Annotated in this window: 19 protein-coding genes; 3 read left to right on the top strand and 16 right to left on the bottom strand. The window is 70.0% G+C overall.

Annotation, left to right across the window (positions count from 1 at the left end):
• Position 1: 1 nt before the first annotated feature.
• The 6 genes from KTR66_RS03570 to KTR66_RS03545 form a co-directional block, all read right to left on the bottom strand.
• Positions 2-400, bottom strand: coding sequence for a proton-translocating transhydrogenase family protein (locus KTR66_RS03570; protein WP_213610483.1), 399 nt, complete (start codon positions 398-400; stop codon positions 2-4).
• A 13-nt stretch (positions 401-413) separates the two neighbouring features.
• Positions 414-1,529, bottom strand: a complete 1,116-nt coding sequence (locus tag KTR66_RS03565; RefSeq protein WP_213610482.1) for a Re/Si-specific NAD(P)(+) transhydrogenase subunit alpha — start codon at positions 1,527-1,529, stop codon at positions 414-416.
• Positions 1,530-1,721: 192 nt separating this feature from the next.
• Entirely contained in the window at positions 1,722-2,003 is a 282-nt protein-coding gene (locus KTR66_RS03560; protein ID WP_213610480.1) for a hypothetical protein, read from the bottom strand.
• A 38-nt stretch (positions 2,004-2,041) separates the two neighbouring features.
• A complete protein-coding gene (locus tag KTR66_RS03555; RefSeq protein WP_213610478.1) occupies positions 2,042-2,614 on the bottom strand; it encodes a pyridoxamine 5'-phosphate oxidase family protein in 573 nt (190 codons plus the stop codon).
• Positions 2,611-3,075: a nuclear transport factor 2 family protein gene (locus KTR66_RS03550; protein WP_213610476.1), complete on the bottom strand. Its 465-nt coding sequence runs from the start codon at positions 3,073-3,075 to the stop codon at positions 2,611-2,613. The genes KTR66_RS03555 and KTR66_RS03550 overlap by 4 nt, the downstream gene beginning before the upstream one ends.
• A gap of 50 nt (positions 3,076-3,125) precedes the next feature.
• The gene (locus tag KTR66_RS03545; protein WP_213610474.1) at positions 3,126-3,677 is read right to left on the bottom strand and encodes a carboxymuconolactone decarboxylase family protein; all 552 of its coding nucleotides are present in this window, start codon (positions 3,675-3,677) and stop codon (positions 3,126-3,128) included.
• Positions 3,678-3,799: 122 nt separating this feature from the next.
• Here KTR66_RS03545 and KTR66_RS03540 point away from each other — a divergent pair, with 122 nt between their 5' ends.
• Positions 3,800-4,693 carry a LysR family transcriptional regulator gene (locus KTR66_RS03540; RefSeq protein WP_213610472.1) on the top strand — a complete coding sequence of 298 codons (894 nt, stop codon included), beginning with the start codon at positions 3,800-3,802 and terminating at the stop codon, positions 4,691-4,693.
• On the opposite strand, the gene KTR66_RS03535 is transcribed toward KTR66_RS03540, so the two are convergent.
• From KTR66_RS03535 to KTR66_RS03525, 3 genes are all read right to left on the bottom strand, one after another.
• Positions 4,694-5,668: a tripartite tricarboxylate transporter substrate binding protein gene (locus KTR66_RS03535; protein ID WP_213610470.1), complete on the bottom strand. Its 975-nt coding sequence runs from the start codon at positions 5,666-5,668 to the stop codon at positions 4,694-4,696.
• A gap of 65 nt (positions 5,669-5,733) precedes the next feature.
• Positions 5,734-6,789 carry a calcium:proton antiporter gene (locus tag KTR66_RS03530; RefSeq protein ID WP_213610468.1) on the bottom strand — a complete coding sequence of 352 codons (1,056 nt, stop codon included), beginning with the start codon at positions 6,787-6,789 and terminating at the stop codon, positions 5,734-5,736.
• Between the two features lie 230 nt (positions 6,790-7,019).
• Complete coding sequence (locus KTR66_RS03525; protein WP_213610466.1) at positions 7,020-8,177, bottom strand: MFS transporter; 1,158 nt, start codon at positions 8,175-8,177, stop codon at positions 7,020-7,022.
• Between the two features lie 181 nt (positions 8,178-8,358).
• Here KTR66_RS03525 and KTR66_RS03520 point away from each other — a divergent pair, with 181 nt between their 5' ends.
• Complete coding sequence (locus KTR66_RS03520; RefSeq protein WP_213610465.1) at positions 8,359-9,108, top strand: hypothetical protein; 750 nt, start codon at positions 8,359-8,361, stop codon at positions 9,106-9,108.
• On the opposite strand, the gene KTR66_RS03515 is transcribed toward KTR66_RS03520, so the two are convergent.
• From KTR66_RS03515 to KTR66_RS03490, 6 genes are all read right to left on the bottom strand, one after another.
• Positions 9,099-9,779 (bottom strand): hypothetical protein, encoded by a 681-nt coding sequence (locus KTR66_RS03515; protein ID WP_213610463.1) that lies wholly within the window; start codon positions 9,777-9,779, stop codon positions 9,099-9,101. The two genes, KTR66_RS03520 and KTR66_RS03515, sit on opposite strands and share 10 nt — an antisense overlap.
• Entirely contained in the window at positions 9,776-11,713 is a 1,938-nt protein-coding gene (gene acs / locus KTR66_RS03510) for an acetate--CoA ligase (protein WP_213610461.1), read from the bottom strand. The genes KTR66_RS03515 and acs overlap by 4 nt, the downstream gene beginning before the upstream one ends.
• A 204-nt stretch (positions 11,714-11,917) precedes the next feature.
• On the bottom strand, positions 11,918-12,229 hold the full coding sequence (locus KTR66_RS03505) for a hypothetical protein (RefSeq protein WP_213610459.1): 312 nt from the start codon (positions 12,227-12,229) through the stop codon (positions 11,918-11,920).
• Positions 12,230-12,352: 123 nt separating this feature from the next.
• The gene (locus KTR66_RS03500; protein ID WP_213610457.1) at positions 12,353-12,808 is read right to left on the bottom strand and encodes a hypothetical protein; all 456 of its coding nucleotides are present in this window, start codon (positions 12,806-12,808) and stop codon (positions 12,353-12,355) included.
• A complete protein-coding gene (locus KTR66_RS03495) occupies positions 12,805-14,256 on the bottom strand; it encodes an amidohydrolase family protein (RefSeq protein WP_213610455.1) in 1,452 nt (483 codons plus the stop codon). Before KTR66_RS03495 ends, KTR66_RS03500 begins: the two co-directional genes overlap by 4 nt.
• A 14-nt stretch (positions 14,257-14,270) precedes the next feature.
• Positions 14,271-15,230 carry a tripartite tricarboxylate transporter substrate binding protein gene (locus KTR66_RS03490; protein WP_213610453.1) on the bottom strand — a complete coding sequence of 320 codons (960 nt, stop codon included), beginning with the start codon at positions 15,228-15,230 and terminating at the stop codon, positions 14,271-14,273.
• Positions 15,231-15,405: 175 nt separating this feature from the next.
• Here KTR66_RS03490 and KTR66_RS03485 point away from each other — a divergent pair, with 175 nt between their 5' ends.
• Positions 15,406-16,098, top strand: a complete 693-nt coding sequence (locus tag KTR66_RS03485; protein ID WP_213610451.1) for a DJ-1/PfpI family protein — start codon at positions 15,406-15,408, stop codon at positions 16,096-16,098.
• Here the strand turns inward: KTR66_RS03485 and KTR66_RS03480 are convergent.
• Positions 16,088-17,116, bottom strand: coding sequence for an amidohydrolase (locus KTR66_RS03480; RefSeq protein ID WP_249731810.1), 1,029 nt, complete (start codon positions 17,114-17,116; stop codon positions 16,088-16,090). The genes KTR66_RS03485 and KTR66_RS03480 overlap by 11 nt on opposite strands.

Genomic DNA, 17,116 nt, shown 5'->3' with positions numbered 1-17,116 from the left:
TTCAGCCCTTCTTCTTCTGGAACATGGCGAGCATCCGGCGCGTCACCATGAAGCCGCCGAAGATGTTCACGGCGGCCAGCGTCACGGCCAGGAAGCCGAAGAGGCGCGCCGCATCGCTCTGCGCCGCCGCGGCCGCCAGGATGGCGCCCACGATGATGACGGAGGAGATGGCGTTGGTGACGCCCATCAGCGGCGAATGCAGCGCCGGGGTCACGTTCCAGACGACATAGTAACCCACGAAGCAGGCCATCAGGAAGATGGTCAGCATCAGCAGGAAGGGCTCCACCACCTGGGCGGCGGGGGCGGCGGCCTCGGCGGCGCGGCGGGCGTATTCCGCCAGCTCCGCCGCGCGGGCCGCAAGCTCGGCGGCCTTGTTGGCCAGTTCGGACTGGGTGCTCATCGGGGCTCTCTCCTCAGGCCGAGAAATTCTTGTGAACGACGGCGCCGCCGCGGGTCAGCGTCACGCCGGCGACGATGTCGTCCTCGGGCGGCAGCTTGGGGGCCTTCGCTTCCTTGTCCCAGAAGGTGGTCAGGAAGGTCAGCAGGTTGCGGGCATAGAGCGCGCTGGCGGCGGCCGGGATGCGGCCGGGCCAGTTGGTGAAGCCCAGCACCTTCACGCCGTTCGGCGTCACGATCATCTCGCCCGGCACCGTCGCGGCGCAATTGCCGCCGGCATCGGCCGCGATGTCCACGATGACCGAGCCGGGCTTCATGCTGGCGACCATCTCGGCCGTCACCAGCGTGGGTGCCTTGCGGCCCTGCACCAGCGCCGTGCAGATCACGATGTCCTGCTTGGCGATGTGGGCCGCGACCACCTCGGCCTGCTTCGCGTAGAACTCGGCGGAGAGCTGCTTGGCGTAGCCGCCGGCCGTCTGGGCCGCCTTGCTCTCCTCATCCTCGTAGCCGACGAAGCTGGCGCCGAGGGACTTGATCTCTTCCTTCGCGGCCGGGCGCACGTCGGTCGCCGAGACGCGGCCGCCCAGGCGGCGGGCGGTGGCGATGGCCTGCAGGCCGGCCACGCCCGCGCCCATGATGAAGGCGTTGGCGGCGGGGATGGTGCCGGCGGCCGTCATCAGCATGGGGAAGCCGCGGTCAAAGGCCTCGGCGGCCTCGATCACGGCGCGGTAGCCCGCCAGGTTCGCCTGGGAGGAGAGCACGTCCATGCTCTGCGCCCGGGTGATGCGGGGCAGCAGCTCCATGGAGCAGGCCTCGATCCCGGCGGCGGCATAGGCCTGCGCGGCGGCGGCATCGGCGGCGAGCGTGCCGATCAGCAGCGCGCCCTTCGGCAGGGCCGCTTCCGGCGCGCGCACGGCGAAGACGATGTTCGCCCCCGCGAGCGCGGCGGCGGCGTCGGCGGCCATTTCGGCGCCGGCGGCCGCGTATTCCGCGTCCGGAATGCCGGAGGCCAGGCCCGCGCCCGCCTCCACCGCAACGCTGAGGCCCATGGCCTTCAGCTTCTTCACCGTTTCCGGCGTGGCGGCGACGCGGCTTTCGCCGGCCCGCCTTTCCTTGAGAACCGCGAGGCGCATACCGTGCTCCAGAAGGATAATCCGCGCTCCATAGTCACGCCGGGCCGGGAAGTGCAAGCGGGGCACCGTGATTTCCCGACCGGAATGTTCGGAAATCATCCGGACAGCGCGGAAACGCCGCAGGGCCTGCCCAGCCATGCGGCAGGCGGCCTTGCCTGGAGGCGTGCGGACAACCCTCCGCGGGCGGGCGGGTCAGCCCCCGCCGGGGCGCGCCATGGCGAGGCAGGGCCCGGCGGATTCCGCGGCCTGGCGGGCCGCATCGCGGCTGATCGCACCGGACATCACCATCGAGACCGCCGCGTTGCGCAGCGCATCCGGGATGGAGGCGCCGCCCAGCACGCCCGGCAGGGCGCGGGTGAAAAGCTGCTGGCCGAGCGGTTGCAGCCCCGCCGCGCAGCGCTCGGCCCCCGCGCGATCCGCCAGGGCCGGCGTGGCGGTGAGGATCAGGGCAGCGGCGAGGGTCCAGGCTTTCATCATCTCTCTCCAGAGGCTGTCCCAGGGATAGGCCAGCCTCAGCGCCGCGCCAATTCCGCCTCCAGCTCCGCGATGCGCGCATCGCGCTTCGCCAGCGCCGCCGCCACATCCGCCGCCTCGAAGCGCTGGGGGATATGCTGCGGGCAATTGGCGTCCCAGGCCGTCACGTCGAAGAGGATCGCCTGTTCGGGAATGCCGGAATACCCCTCGGGCCGCAGCGCCTGGAGCAGGGCCGGATCATCCTCGACCACGCGCGCCGTGCCCCAGAGCTTGATGCGCCGGCGGTTCGCGTAGTCCATCAGGAAGAGATAGGCCCTGGGGTTCTCGGCCAGGTTGCCCAGCGTGATGTATTGCTTGTTGCCCTTGAAATCGGCGAAGCCGAGCTGCGTGGGCGAGAGCACATGCAGGAACCCCGCCGGTCCGCCGCGATGCTGGATATAGGGCTGCCCCTCGGCGCTGGCCGTCGCCAGGAAGACGCTCGTCTGCGCCGCGATGAAGGCGGCGAGATCGGGCGTGATGCAGCCGCGGAACGCCATCTCGGCATGGCGCGGGCGGGCCGTCTTGCGGTCCTGCACCGCGCGGATGCTGGGGGTGAAGGGGAGCTGGTTCATAGCCCCAGCTCACTCAGGCCGGGATGGTCGTCGGGGCGTCGGCCCTGCGGCCAGTGAAACAGGCGCTGCTCGGCGCGGATCGGCAGGTCGTTGATCGAGGCGATGCGGGTGCGCATCAGGCCATGCGCGTCGAACTCCCAGTTCTCATTGCCGTAGCTGCGGAACCAATGGCCGCTGTCATCATGCCATTCATAGGCGAAGCGCACGGCGATGCGCTCGCCCTGCCAGGCCCAGACTTCCTTGATCAGGCGATACTCCAGCTCGCGCGCCCATTTGCGGGTGAGGAAGGCCTCGATGGCGGCGCGGCCCTGGAGGAATTCGGCCCGGTTCCGCCAGCGGCTGTCCTCGGTATAGGCGAGCGCCACGCGGGCGGGGTCGCGGCCATTCCAGGCATCCTCGGCCATGCGGGCCTTCTGGGCGGCGGTCTCGGCGGTGAAGGGCGGGAAGGGGGGGCGGGACATGGCGGGCTCTCCTGCGGGCGGCGGGGGGAAGGCGCCCCCGCCGGCATCATTCACGCGGCGCGGGCGGGCGTCACGGCCGGAAAATCCACCTCGGTCCGGGCCACCTCGTTGAGGTAGTTGGTCCAGGTGTTCAGCGCGACGTGGAGAACGATCTCGACGATCTCAGCATCGCTGTAGCCGGCGAGCTTCACCAGGCGAACCGCGTCATCCTCCACATGGCCGCGCTCCCGCGCCACCTTGGCGGCGAAGCGCACGGCGGCATCGGCCTTGGGGTCGTTCGAGGAGCCGGCGCGGTTGGCGGCGATCTCAGCCGCGTCGAGCTTGGCGAGGTTGCTGCCGAGGTAGCTGTGCGCGGCGAGGCAGTAACCGCAGCCATTGATCTCGGCGATGGCCAACGCGATGCGCTCGCGCGTCTGCGCGGGCAGGCTGCCCTTGGCCAGCGCGCCGCTGAGGCCGAGATAACCCTCCAGCGCAGCCGGGCTGCTGGCCACGGTGCGGAAGAGGTTGGGCACGGAGCCCAGCTGCTTTTGCACGGCGCTGAGGAAGGGGCGGGAGGCCTCGGGCGCGGCGTCGATCGAGGCATGGGTGACAAGGCGGGTCATGGAAGTGGTCCTTCTGGGGCGGCTGGAGGATCCCGCCGCGACAGGAAGGGGTATGCACCGTTGCTGACCGCGCGATAATTTCCGTTATTGGCACTTCATCATTGCTCATGCTGCAATGATGCATGGACCGCTTCGCCGCCATCTCCGCCTTCATCGCCGTGGTGGACCGGCACGGCTTCGCGCCGGCCGCGCGCCATCTGGGCCTCGTCCCATCGGCCGTCACGCGGCATGTGGCGGCGCTGGAGGCGCATCTGGGCGTGCAATTGCTGGCCCGGACCACGCGCTCGGTCACGTTGACCGAGGCCGGCGCGCATTACCTGGAGCGCGCGCGCCGCATCATGGCCGAACTGGCGGAGGCCGAGGAATTCGCGGCGTCCGAGCGGCTGACGCCGGTGGGCCGCCTCGTCGTCTCCGCGCCTGCCGTCTTCGGACGCCTGCATGTGGCGCCTCTGCTGGCGGAGTTTCTGGCCCGGCATGACGCGGTGCAGGCGGATCTGCGCTTGTCGGACCGCTGGGTGAACATGGTGGAGGAGGGCGTGGATTGCGCCATCCGCATTGGCCACCTGCCCGATTCCGGCCTTGTCGCGCGCCGCCTGGGCGAGACGCGGCGGATCATCGTGGCGGCACCCGGCTATCTCGCGCGTCATGGCACGCCGCGTGAGCCGCGCGACCTTGCGCCGCATCGCATCATCCGCTTCTCCGCCTTCGAAGGTGCCGAGGAATGGCGCCTGTACCGTGATGGCGTGGAGGAGCGCGTGCCCATCGCGCCCCGCCTCGTCACCAACAGCGCCGATGCCGCCCTCTGCGCCGCCGAGCGCGGGGGCGGGCTCACCATGGTGCTGGCCTACCAGGCGCGTGAAGCGATCGCGGCCGGTCGCCTCACGCGGGTTCTTGGCACCTTCGAGCCGCTGCCCCTGCCGATCCAGCTCGCCTGGCCCGCGGCGCGGCTGGTGCCGGCCAAGCTGCGCGCCTTCATCGCGCTGGCGACGGAGAGCTGCGACTGGCGCTTCGCCTGATCAGTCGAGCTTGATCGCCGCCTGCCGGATCACCTGCGCGTAGCGCGCGGCGTCGCGTTGCAGGAGCGCGGCCGCATCCGCCTGGGTGCCGCCACCGGGGATGAAGCCCGACTCGCTGATGCGGGCGCGCACGGCGGGGTCGCGCAGGCCGCGATTCACACCCGTCACCCAGCGCGCGGCGATGGCCTCCGGCAGACCGGGCGGGCCCATGACCATGTACCAGACATTGGCGTCGAAGCCGGGGAAGCCCTTCTCGGCCACGGTCGGGATGTCGGGCAGCCATTCGACGCGCTCGGGCATGGTGACCGCGATGGCGCGCACGCGCCCCGCTCGGATATGCGGCAGGTAGGTGGGCAGGGTGTCGAAGGCGATGTCGATCCGCCCGGCCAGGATCTCCGTCACCGCCTGGCCGGTGCCGCGGAAGGGCACATGCGTCATGCGCAGCCCCGCCTGGGCGGAGAGCAGCTCGGCCGCGAGGTGCTGCTGCGTAGCGACGCCGGAGGAGGAGTAGTTCAGCACGCCCGGATTGGCCCGCGCATGGGCCAGGAACCCGTCGAAATCCCGCACGGGGGAGGAGGCCGGCACCACGCCCACCAGCGGCACCGTGCCGGCCAGCACCACCGGCGTCTGGTCGCGGTGGATGTCGAAGGGCGGCGGGTTGAGCAAGGGCGGCACGACGGCCGAGGCGCTCACCGTCGTCATCAGCATCGTGTAGCCATCTGGCCGGGCGCGGGCCAGCTGCCCCACCGCCAGCGTGCCCGAGGCGCCGGGCCGGTTCTCCATGGCGAGCGCCTGGCCGAGCTCTTCCTGGAGTGTGGGCTGGAGCGCGCGGGCGATGATGTCTGTGCCGCCGCCCGGCGCGAAGGGAATCAGGAAGGAGATGCTGCGCGTGGGATAGGCCTGGGCGCGGGCCCCAAGGGGCGCAAGGCCGGGCATTGCGAGCGCACCCAGCAGCAGCGGGCGGCGGTGGATCATGGCGTTTTCCTCGGGTCTTGTTGGCCCGAGGCTACGCGATGCGCCGGGCGGCGCGGAAGCCCGCCTCAGGGCAGGAAGGAGAAGATCAGGAAGACCGCGAAGACGGCGAGGTGCACAGTCCCCTCCAGCACCGTCGTGCGCCCGCTGCCGAGTGTCACCGCCAGCAGCAGGAAGGTGAGGCCAAGCAGAACGGTCATGGATTGGCTGAGGCCCAGGTGCAGCGGTTCGCCCAGCCAGAGCGCCACGCCGGCGACGGCTGGGATGGTCAGCCCCACGCAGGCGACGATGGAGCCGAGCGCCAGGTTGAGCGCGGTCTGCAGGTTGTTGCCGGCTGCCGCCTTCACCGCCGTGATCCCCTCGGGCAGCAGGACGATGGCGGCGATGACGATACCGACCACGGCCAAGGGTGCCCCGATGGCCGCGACGCCGGACTCGAGCGTGGGGGAAAGCTTCTTCGCCAGCAGGATCACGACCAGCAGCGCGACACACAGCAGCAGGAAGGCGAGCCAGGCGGCGGCGCGGGTCGGCGGCTCGCCGTGCAGCCCGTGATCCACCATGAAGTCGCTCTTGTGGCGGACCAACTGGACGTAGAGGAAGAGCGCGTAGAGGGCGAGCGCGATGATCGAGACGAAGACCAGCTGCGGTGGGCTGAAGACCGGTCCCGGCGTGCTGGTGGTGTAGCTCGGCAGCACCAGGGTCAGGACGGCCAGCGGCATCAGCACGACCAGCAGCGCATTGGCGGCGACGGGGCGGAAGCTCTGCGCGAAATGGCGCACGCCGCCCAGGACGAGGCAGAGGCCCAATATGCCGTTGAGCGCGATCATCAGCGCGGCGAAGATGCTGTCCCGCGCCACGGTTGGGCTGTCGCCGCCCAGCATGATGGAAACGATCATCCCCGCCTCCAGCACCGTGACGGAGAGGGCGAGGACCAGCGTGCCGAAGGGCTCGCCCAGGCGCTGGGCCACCGTCTCGGCGTGATGCACGGCAGCGAATACGGCGCCCAGCAGGCCCGCCGTGACCAGAAGGGCGGGTGCGCCGTCACCCCAGAGCAGGGACAGCGCGAGGCCGAAGACAGGCAGCGTCCAGCTCCAGAGCGGCAGCTTGCTGACGGCCTGTTTCATTCCCCGGCATCCCTGATGATTGATGTCTGTCATCATGCCAGAAAGCGCCCCGGGGACGAAACACGGGGCGGTATCCTGTACAAATATGGAACACGCTGGTGGCCCATCGGCGAGGATAGACACCAGGGATTGTAGGTCAGGTCCGCGAATCGGACGATCCCGATTCGTTCGCGCGAATCGGAGTGGAGCTTTGATTTTAAAGGATTTGATCTTTGAGAATCGGGAAATGTTCAGGTCTTGTTCTTTTGACGGCCCATGACGATGCCGAGACCCACCAATCCGAGCGCCGCCACCACCATGGCCGGGGTGAACCCGACCCATTCCCGTGCCAAGCCTATCACCACCGGCCCGGCGGCCTGTCCCAGGAAAAAGTGGAACGCGTGCATCGCCACCGCCGAGGCGCGGGATTGTGGCGCCACCTCCGTCACCCGGGTCTGCAGGGAGTTGTGGAGCATGAAGAAGCCCAGCCCGAGCACACCGCCGGCCACCATGAAAACCACGGCTGCCGGTGCGAGCCCCAACCCCGCCACGCCCGCCCCCGCCAGGCTCCCACCCAGCAGCATCATCCGGCGCGAGCCCAGGCGCGCCACCAGCAGGGGCGCCAGCGCGGCATAGGCGAGTCCGCCCGCGCCGAAGGCGGCGACGGTGAGCCCCGCCTCTCGCGTGCCGCCCAGCCCCGACTCGGCCAAGTGGTTGGCGAAATAGGGAAAACCGCCAAAGACCAGCAGCCCCTCGATGCCAACCGCCCAGAACAGCACCAGCGCAGGCCGGTGGGTCAGCAGGAAGCGATACCGCGCGATGGCCTGGCCGAGGTCGAACCGCCCCGTGGGTTCGGGCGTGCGGTCCCGCAGGATGGTGAGCATGGCGGTCAGCGTCAGCGCGCCACAGAGCAGCATCAGCCCGCGCCAGCCCAGCAGCGGCTCCAGCAGCCCCGCCACCGCGCCGCCCACCATCTGGCCGATGATGGCGCAGGCCAGGAAGCGGCTGATCGCCACCTGGCGCTCGGCCAGCGGCACGCGGTCGCCGAAGAGGGCGAGGGTGGTGGGGAAGATGCCGCCGCCGGCCGCGCCCGTCAGCACGCGCAGCACCATCAGCAGAAGAAGCGTCGGCACCAGGGCGGAGGCCATCAGGAAGAGCGCCTGGAAGGCGAGGGCGAAGGTGATGACGCGCCGCTTGCCGAGTGCATCCGCCACGGGGCCCAGCACCGGTTGAACCAGCGCATAGGGCAGGGCGAAGCAGGTGGCGAGCAGCGCCACGCGTGCCGGATCAGCCTCGAAATCCAACGAGATCACGGCCACCAGAGGGTCGGTCAGGCGGGTCGCGAAGGCGGAGGCGAAGCCTGCCAGCGCGAAGGTGAGGATCAGGGCGCTGTGCGGGGAGCGGGGCATGAGGTCCAGAACTGGCATGGTTGTGGCGTGCGGCAAGGCGGCCACGGTTACGTTTACGTCATCGAGGCGGTCCGGCCCCGACCTCCACCCCGCGCCGCATCACGCGAGGCGCGCTTGCGGTTTCGCCGCCGACAGCGGATGACGCCGGTTCAACCGTGACGGACCGAGCATGGCGAGAAGTGTGATCCTGTTCTCCACGCCGACGAGCGCGAATGGCTCCCTGTTCCGCAGCGCGGCCCATATCGCGGCCGGTCGTTACCGGCCGGTGCCGTGGGTGAACGAAATCTTTGATGCCGGCCGGCCGGAGGATCTGCGCGTGCTGGTGCCGCCGGCCGAGGACTGCCTGATCAAGCACAACGCGCCGGAGCGCTTCAACCCGGCCACGCGGCTTTCGGATTACCGCTTCGTGCTGAACGCGCGAGACCCGCGGGACCTGCTCTGCAACCAGTATCACTGGCAATTCGTCCACCCCTTCCCCGGCGAGACGCCCGAAGCCGCGGAGGCTCGAAAGGAGAGCGTGCGCGCGGCCGGCATCGACCATTTCGTCCTGAATCTGGACATCAGCCCCTATCTGGACGGTTTTCTCGGCGTGGCGCGCCGGATTGCCCCGCCCGACCGGATCTTCATCGGCTACGCCATGTATTGCCTGCATTTCGACGTGGCGATGGAGCGGCTGGCGGCCTTCCTCGGCACGTCGCTGGCCGCGCTGCCGCCCGCCCAGCGCCGGGGTCTGAACAAGGAGCGCGTGGAGAACCTGCCGGCGAATTCCAACTGGATCGGGCGGATCTGGTCCGGCACGGACACGGCGCCCGGGCGCCATCGCCACGAACTCCAGCCCGGGACCATCAGTATCCTGAGCCAGCGCTACGCGCGCTTCCTGGATTTCCTGCGCCGGATGGATGACCCGCGGGTGGCCGAGACCTACGACTGAGACGCCTCGCAGAGGGCAAGCTCCGTCTCCCACAGCTCGCCATAGTCCACTTCACGGGTCTCGGCGAACCATGGTCCACCATTGGTATAGTGGATTCCGCGGGGTATCGCGGCGGGTGGGTCGTACTCGCCGACCAGGAAGTTCCAGTCGGGGGCGAGGGCGCCGATCGCGGCATCATCGGCGACCCAGGCGAACCGATGCAGCTCGGCCGGCGTCAGCCGGTTCACCACCTCCGGCGTCAAAGCCCTGACGGCCGGATGCGCGCCGTTGAAGACCATCAGCGAGGACCAGTTCTTGCGCGGATAGGCCTGCTGCATCTGGCCATCCATCTTCATCGCCTGGCGCGGCACATAGTCATGCTGGACGACATGCACCGCCTTGGCGGGATCGAGGCGCTCGAGGATCTGGCGCAGGTCGGTCGTGAAGAGGATGTCGCAATCGGCGAAGAGGCTCCATCCCTCCGTCGCCGCCAGCCAGGGTGTGAGAAAGCGGGTCAGTGAGAAGGCGGTGCTCGCCGCCTGGTCCGGCGGGCGCGTGTAGAGGCCGAGTTCCCTCAGCGCCTCCTGGCGCAGAGGGTGGACCGCAAGCCCGGGGCCGTGGCGCAGGATCGCGTGGCGGCACACCCGCCACGCGATGTCCTCCCGCGCGTCGTAACCGATGAAGACCTTCAAACCACCCGGTTCTCGACGAGATCCGTCACCACCGCGGGGTCGGCCAGAGTCGAGGTGTCGCCCAGCTGGTCGGTCTCATTGGCGGCGATCTTGCGGAGAATCCGGCGCATGATCTTGCCCGAGCGCGTCTTGGGCAGGCCCGGCGCCCATTGGATCGCATCCGGCGTCGCGATGGGGCCGATCTCCTTGCGGACCCAGGCCACCAGCTCCTTCTTGAGCGCGTCCGACGGCTCCTCGCCCGCATTCAGCGTGACGTAGCAGTAGATGCCCTGGCCCTTCAGGTCATGCGGCATGCCCACCACGGCGGCCTCGGCCACCTTGGGGTGCGCCACCAGCGCGCTCTCGACCTCGGCCGTGCCCATGCGATGGCCGGCGACGTTGATCACGTCATCCACGCGGCCGGTGATCCAGTAATAGCCATCCTCGTCCCGCCGCGCGCCATCGCCGGTGAAATAGAGGCCGGGGAAGGTCGAGAAGTAGGTCTGGATGAAGCGCGCATGGTCGCCATAGACGGTGCGCATCTGGCCGGGCCAGCTGTCGGTGATGACGAGGTTGCCCTCCGTCGCGCCCTCCAGGAACTTGCCCTCGCCATCCACCAGCGCCGGCTGCACGCCGGGCAGCGGCAGCGTGGCGGAGCCGGGCTTCTGCGCGACCGCGCCCGGCAGCGGCGAAATGAGAATCCCGCCCGTCTCGGTCTGCCACCAGGTGTCCACGATGGGGCAGCGCTCCTCGCCCACCACGCGGTAGTACCAGAGCCAGGCTTCCGGATTGATCGGCTCGCCCACGCTGCCCATCACGCGCAGCGACTTGCGGGAATGCTTCTTCACCGGGCCCTCGCCTTCGCGCATCAGGGCGCGGATGGCGGTGGGCGCGGTGTAGAAGATGTTGACCTGGTGCTTGTCCACCACCTGCCACATGCGGCCGAAATCCGGGTAGTTCGGCACGCCCTCGAACATCAGCGTGGTGGCCCCGTTCGCGAGCGGGCCATAGACGATGTAGGTGTGGCCGGTCACCCAGCCCACATCCGCCGTGCACCAGTAGATCTCGCCCGGGCGGTAGTCGAAGACCAGCTCATGGGTGAAGCTGGCCCAGACCATGTAGCCGCCGGTCGTGTGCAGCACGCCCTTGGGCTTCCCGGTGGAGCCCGAGGTGTAGAGGATGAAGAGCGGGTCTTCCGCGTTCATCCGCTCGGGTTCGCAGGTGGCGGGCTGAGCCGCCGCCGCCTCATGCCACCAGATGTCGCGCCCCGCCTGCATGGCGACGTCGGCGCCCGTGTTGCGCACCACCAGCACATGCTCGATCGAGGGGCAGACCTTCAGCGCCTCGTCGGCATTCACCTTCAGCGGCACCTTGCGCCCGCCGCGGCGGCCTTCATCGGCCGTCAGCAGGATCTTGCACTCGGAATCCTGGATGCGGGAGGAGAGGCTGTCCGGGCTGAACCCGCCGAAGACGATGGAGTGCACCGCGCCGATGCGCGCGCAGGCCAGCATGGCGACGGCCGCTTCCACGATCATCGGCAGGTAGATGCAGACGCGGTCGCCCTTCTTCACGCCCAGCGCGCGCATGGCGTTCGCGATGCGGCAGACCTGCTCGTGCAGCTCGGCGTAGGTGACCTTGCTGTCGCTGTTCGGGTCATCGCCCTCCCAGATGATGGCGACCTGATTGCCGCGCCCGGCCTCGAGATGGCGGTCCAGGCAGGAGACGGAGGCGTTCAGCTCGCCATCCTCGAACCACTTGATCGAGACATCGCCCGTGAAGCTGGTGTTCTTGATCCTGGTCGGCGCCTTCATCCAGGCGATGCGCTTGGCTTCGTCCCGCCAGAAGCCGTCGGGGTCGGACTTGGCGCGGGCGACCATGGCGGCGCGCGTCTCGGCATTGACCTTCGCCGTGCTGGCGATGCTGGGCTTGATGGCGATGAGCGCGTCATCCGACATGGGCGTTTCCTTCCTCGAACCGGACCTTGGACCAGGCGTGTTTGCGGAAGATAACCGCATGCCGCCTTGCGCCGCGTCAATCGCGCGATCCGTCGGGAAAGAAAAGACCCTCCCTGGGGTAAGCCAGGGAGGGCGAGTCGGGGTCTGGGAGGGATGGGCCCGGCCGGCCCTCGCGGACCGGCCGGGGTGGTCAGGCCGAGCGCCTCAGTTGGTGCGCGGGGCGCTCGGCGCCGGGGTGGTGGCCGCGGTGCCGGAGGGCTGCGCCGGGCGGGCGGGCGCCTGGGCCGTGCTGCCCCCCTGGCCCTGCACCGAGCCCTGGGCAGGCGTCGCCGGGCGGGCCGCGGTCTGGCCGCCGGGGTTGGTCGGCGTCGCGGGGGCTGCGGCGACGGGGCGCTGCGTGCCGCTCGCGGCGGGGGCCGGCGTGCTGCCGCTCTGGCTCGTCCCCTGGGCGAAGGCCGGGGCCGCGCCGATCAGCAGCGCGAGGGTCAGGAAGGCGGGGCGGAAAGTCTTGACCATCTGAATGTTCCTCCTTGGGGAACCACGTTGCCCGGGGTGGGCTTCGTGTGAGGAGGAATATGCGGGTCGCCTGTGCCGGGCCTTGGGCATCCGCGAGGTATGTTGAGGGCAGGCGCGGCGGATTCAGGGCGATTGCGGCGGACTGCCGCAATCCGGGGGGAAGGGCTGCCAGACACGCCGGAAAGCGAGGGCGGCGAGGCCCCCGGCCAAGGCGCCCGCCAGCGGCAGGAGAGGTTTGGCGAAGAGCAGCAGGTGCAGCAGCAGCGCGCCCGCCAGCGCACCCCCCGCCGCATAGGCCAGCCGCCCCTGCCGCCCGAGCGCCGCGAGCTCCAGATGCACCGGCAGCCCGCCGGCCAGCGTCATCAGGACGGCAAGGGGCCAGGCGAAGACCATGGCCGCCGTGCCCAGGGCGAAGTCGCCAAGCAGCGTCGGCGTGATCTCATCCAGCCCGGCCTTCGGGAGGTAGGAGATCAGCAGCAGCACCGGCAGGGGCGTGAAGCAGGCCACCACCGAGGCCGCGAGAACGCCCAGCAGAAACCGCCCGGGCCGGCCCGCGAGCAGCCGCTGGCGGAAGCTCACCCCTCCACGCGGCGGGCCGGCCCCACCGGATGCATGGCCACCGCCGCACCGCCCGTGGCGCCCGCCGCCGGCAGCGGCCGGAAGCCCTCGGGCACCTCGATGTCGGGCCGCCCGGCGAAGAGCCGCGCCCAGGCGCGGTTCGAGACCTCATCCGCCTCGCGCAGGATGCGCGCCTCATCCATGGTCAGGATCGCGCCGTCGCGCATCAGCCAGCGCCCATCCACCATCACGTCGTCCACGTCGCGCGCCTGGCCCTGATGCACGAAGACCGAGACGGGGCGCAGGAAGGGCACGAGATGCGCGCGGTCGGTGCGCAGCATGATGAGGTCCGCCAGGTTGCCCGGCGCGAGCCAGCCGCCATCGGGCACGCCCATCGCCTTGTAGCCGTTGCGGGTGGCCCAGCGCAGCGCCTCTTCCGGCGTCGGGTTGCGGCCATCCTTGCGGCGCACACGCTCCATGAAGAGGCCGGTGCGCATCACCTCCACCATGTCCTCGGCCATGTTGTCGCTGCCCATGGCGATGTTGCAGCCGGCCTCGGCCATTTCGCAGACGCGCGGGCTGAGGCCGCGGCGGGCGGCGATGGCGGAGTTGAACGCCACATGCGCGCCGCGCTGGCCCAGGATCTTCTCCTCCAGCGGCGCCATGCAGCGGCAATGCGCGCCGATCATCCGGTCATGGATGAAGCCGATGGAATCCAGGAACTCGGTCGGCAGCATGTTGTGATGCGCCTGCACCGCCGCCACCTCGCCCCAGATCTGGTTGAGGTGGATGGTGCAGACCGTGTCCAGCTCCTGCTGCAGCGCGCGCAGGTTCTTGAGCAGTTCGGGCGAGCACATGTCCGGCGCCCAGGCGGAAACACCCACGCGGATGCGCCCCTGGCCCGCGCCGTTCCACTTCGCATGCAGCGCGCGGATGCGGGCGATGCCGGCCTCGCCCACCTTGGCATCGCGCTTGAATTCCGCCGGGTCACCGATGGAGGTGCCCACACGGTCCCAGCTGCGCTCGGCCAGGAGCATGCGCAGGCCCGTCGCCTCCATCGCCGCCGCATAATTCTCGATCTGCGTCGCATCCTCGAGCACGGCGGTGGTGCCGGAGCGCAGCGCTTCCAAGGCGCCCAACTCGCACATCACGCGCTGTTCGTCGGGCGTCAGCGGCGGCAGCGGGATGGGCGAGAGGCCACCGGTGAAGGGCGGCTCATGCGGCGGCGAGAGATCCTCGAAGACACCACGCGCGAGCGTCATCACCAGATGCGTGTGGATATTGGCGAAGCCCGGGAAGATGGCGCGGCCCGTGGCGTCCACCACCTCGGCGCCCGGATACTTCGCGGCGATCTCGGCGGTGGGGCCGAGGGCGGCGATGCGGTTGCCCTCGATGGCGATGGCGCCGTCGTGATGGATGGTGCCGGCCTCGTCGCCGGTCACGATGGTGGCGTGGGTGATGATCTGCATGAGCGTCGCCTTCCCTATTCCGCCTGGATGTTGGCCTCGCGCACCAGCCGCGTCCAGAAGGCGCGCTGCTCGCGCATGTGCTGATCCAAGGCGGCACCCGGCGTGAAGGCCGCGACGGAGCCGAGGCTGATCATCTGCGCCACCATCTCCGGCTGCTGCATCACGGCGCGGAAGCCCTCCTCCAGCAATTGCCGGCGCGCGGGCGGGATGCGGGCCGGCGCGATGACGCCGTTGAAGCCCATCAGCGACCAGTCCGTTCCCGTCTCGCGCACTGTCGGCACATCGGGCAGGGCCGGATGCCGCTCCGGCGAGGAGATGGCGAGCACGCGCACGCGCCCCCCCTCATGCGCGCCGCGGAACACGCCGTAATTGCTGACCATGAGCTGCACATCGCCCGCCAGCAGCCCCTGCAGCGCGGGGCCGGTGCCGCGATAGGGCACATGCGTCATGGAAACGCCCGCCGCGCGCCGCCAGGATTCGTAGAACAGGTGCGGCCCCGAGCCGATGCCGGCCGAGCCGAAATGCAGTGCATCCGGCCGCGCCTTCAGCAGGGCCACGAATTCCTGCATGGTCCGCGCCGGTACGGTCGAGGAGATGACCAGCACCGAGGGCCCGGCCGTGAGCTGCGCCACCCCCACGAAGTCGCGCTGCGTGTCGAAGGGCAGGTTCGGATAGAGCGCATGCGTGATGCCGAGATTGCCCGCATCGCCCATGAAAAGGGTGTAGCCGTCGGGCTCCACGCGCGCCATGAACTCCATGGCGATGTTGCCATTGGCGCCCCCGCGATTCTCCACCACCACCGGCTGGCCCAGGCGTTCGGCGAGCTTCTGCATGATGGGCCGCCCCACCGTGTCCACGCCGCCACCGGCCGGATAGCCGATGACGAGGCGGATCGGCCGGTCGGGGAAGGCGGTCTGCGCGAGGGCAGGGGTTGCGAGCGGCGAGAGGAGCAAGGCGCGGCGCGTGGCGAGCATGGGTCAGGTCTCCGCTGGGACAACCGAGCCTCGCGCTTCGCGGCGGGCGGGGGAAGCCAGAAGTTTCATGCCGCCTTCGGGCATCACGCGCGCGCTGCCCAAGCCTTGGGCGGCGCCCCTTTGGGATGCGCGCGATGCGGGGCATGCTGCGGCCTACACCCGCAGGGAGAAGAACATGTCCAACCCCCAGCCCGTCGCCGGCCTGCTGCTTTTTCCCGGCCTGACGCAGCTCGACCTCACCGGTCCCTATGAGGTGCTGGCGCGCCTGCCCGGCTGGCGCACTGAGATCGTCGCCAAGACGACGGCACCGGTGAAGACCGATCGCGGCCTGGTCATCACGCCCTCCATCGGCTTTGCCGAAGCGCCGCAATTCGACCTGCTGGTGGTGCCCGGCGGCCCAGGGACCGATGACGCGATCCTGGATGCCGAGACGGTGGAGTTCGTCCGCCGCCAGGGCGCCGCCGCGCAGCATGTCTTCGGCATCTGCACTGGCAGCCTGCTGCTGGGCGCGGCCGGCCTGCTGAAGGGCAAGCGCGCGGGCGGCCATTGGGCGGCGCGCGACCTGCTCACCCATTTCGGCGCCGAGGTGAGCGATGCGCGCATGACGCAGGACGGCAAGATCTACACGGCGGGCGGCGTCACCTCCGGCATCGACATGGCGCTGCGCGTCGTGGCGGATCTCGCGGGCGAGGATGTCGCGATGGCGATCCAGCTGCAGATCGAATACGACCCCGAGCCGCCTTTCCGCGCCGGTACGCCCTTCGTGGCGCCGCCGGCGATCGTGGAGCGCGCGCGCACCGCGGGCGCCCAGCGCCGCGCGATCCGTGCGGCGGCGGTGGAGACCGCTGCGGCAAAACTCAAATCGTGAGGCGATAGACGCGCGCGGCGGTGCCCGAGAACAGCGCCGTCCGCTCGCTCTCACTGGCGCCGGCCGCGAGCCGTTTGAAGGCGTTCCACAGCACCGGATAGCTGCACATCCCCTTATCCACCGGGAAGTTGCTCTCGAACATGCAGCGCTCCGCGCCGAAGGCCTCGATGCAGGCCTCGATGGTGGGGCGCCAGGCCGCGGCCAGCGTCTCGGATGTCGGCGGCAAGGGCTGCTCGTGGAAGCCGTAGCCGCCCACCTCCATGGCGATGCCGCCCAGCTTCATCACCACATTCGGGCAGGTGGCGAGCGCCTGGATCGTGGCGTGCCACGGCGCCCAGACCTCCGCGTGCTTGTAAGGCCCGACGCCGATGGGCCCGCCGCAATGATCCACGATGATGGTCAGCTCCGGCACCGCGCGCGCCACTTCCAGCACCTGCGGCAATTGCGGGTGATAGGCCCAGACATCGAGCGTCAGCCCCATCGCCGCGAGCCGCCTGGCGCCCTCACGGAAGGCCGGCAGCGGCAGCGGCCCCGGCGGTGGCGATTCCAGGTTGCTTCGCACGAGCGGCGAGGCATCCCAGGCGGTGCGGTTGCGCACCCCGCGGAAGCGCCCGCCGGCGATCGCCACATGCTCCTCCAGCAGCGGCGTCACGCGGTCGCCCAGCGTCAGGTCCACGATGCCGACGATGCCCGCGCAGGCGCGGGTCTTGCCGCCCTCCGCCGCCTCGGCGATGCGTGTCATGAAGCGCGTCTCGCCCAGCGGCCGGCGCTCCGGCGTCTCCGCCATGTCGTATTGCGAGGCGCATTGGATGAAGACGGTGGCGCGGATGTCGTGCCCCGTGCCCGTATCCGCCAGCAATTCCGGCAGCAGATAGCGCTGGTCCGCCTGGTCCCAGATGTGATGATGCGGATCGATGATCGGCAGGCCCGGATCCAGGATGGGTTCCCGGACCTGGTCGAGCCAGGCCTCCCGGATGGCGATGTGGCGCGAGGCGGTCATGGAGGCGGGCGGGATCAT

It is taken from the genome of Roseococcus sp. SDR (genome assembly GCF_019083995.1).
GTDB lineage: Bacteria > Pseudomonadota > Alphaproteobacteria > Acetobacterales > Acetobacteraceae > Roseococcus.
This window is presented reverse-complemented; position numbering and strand designations above follow the sequence as displayed.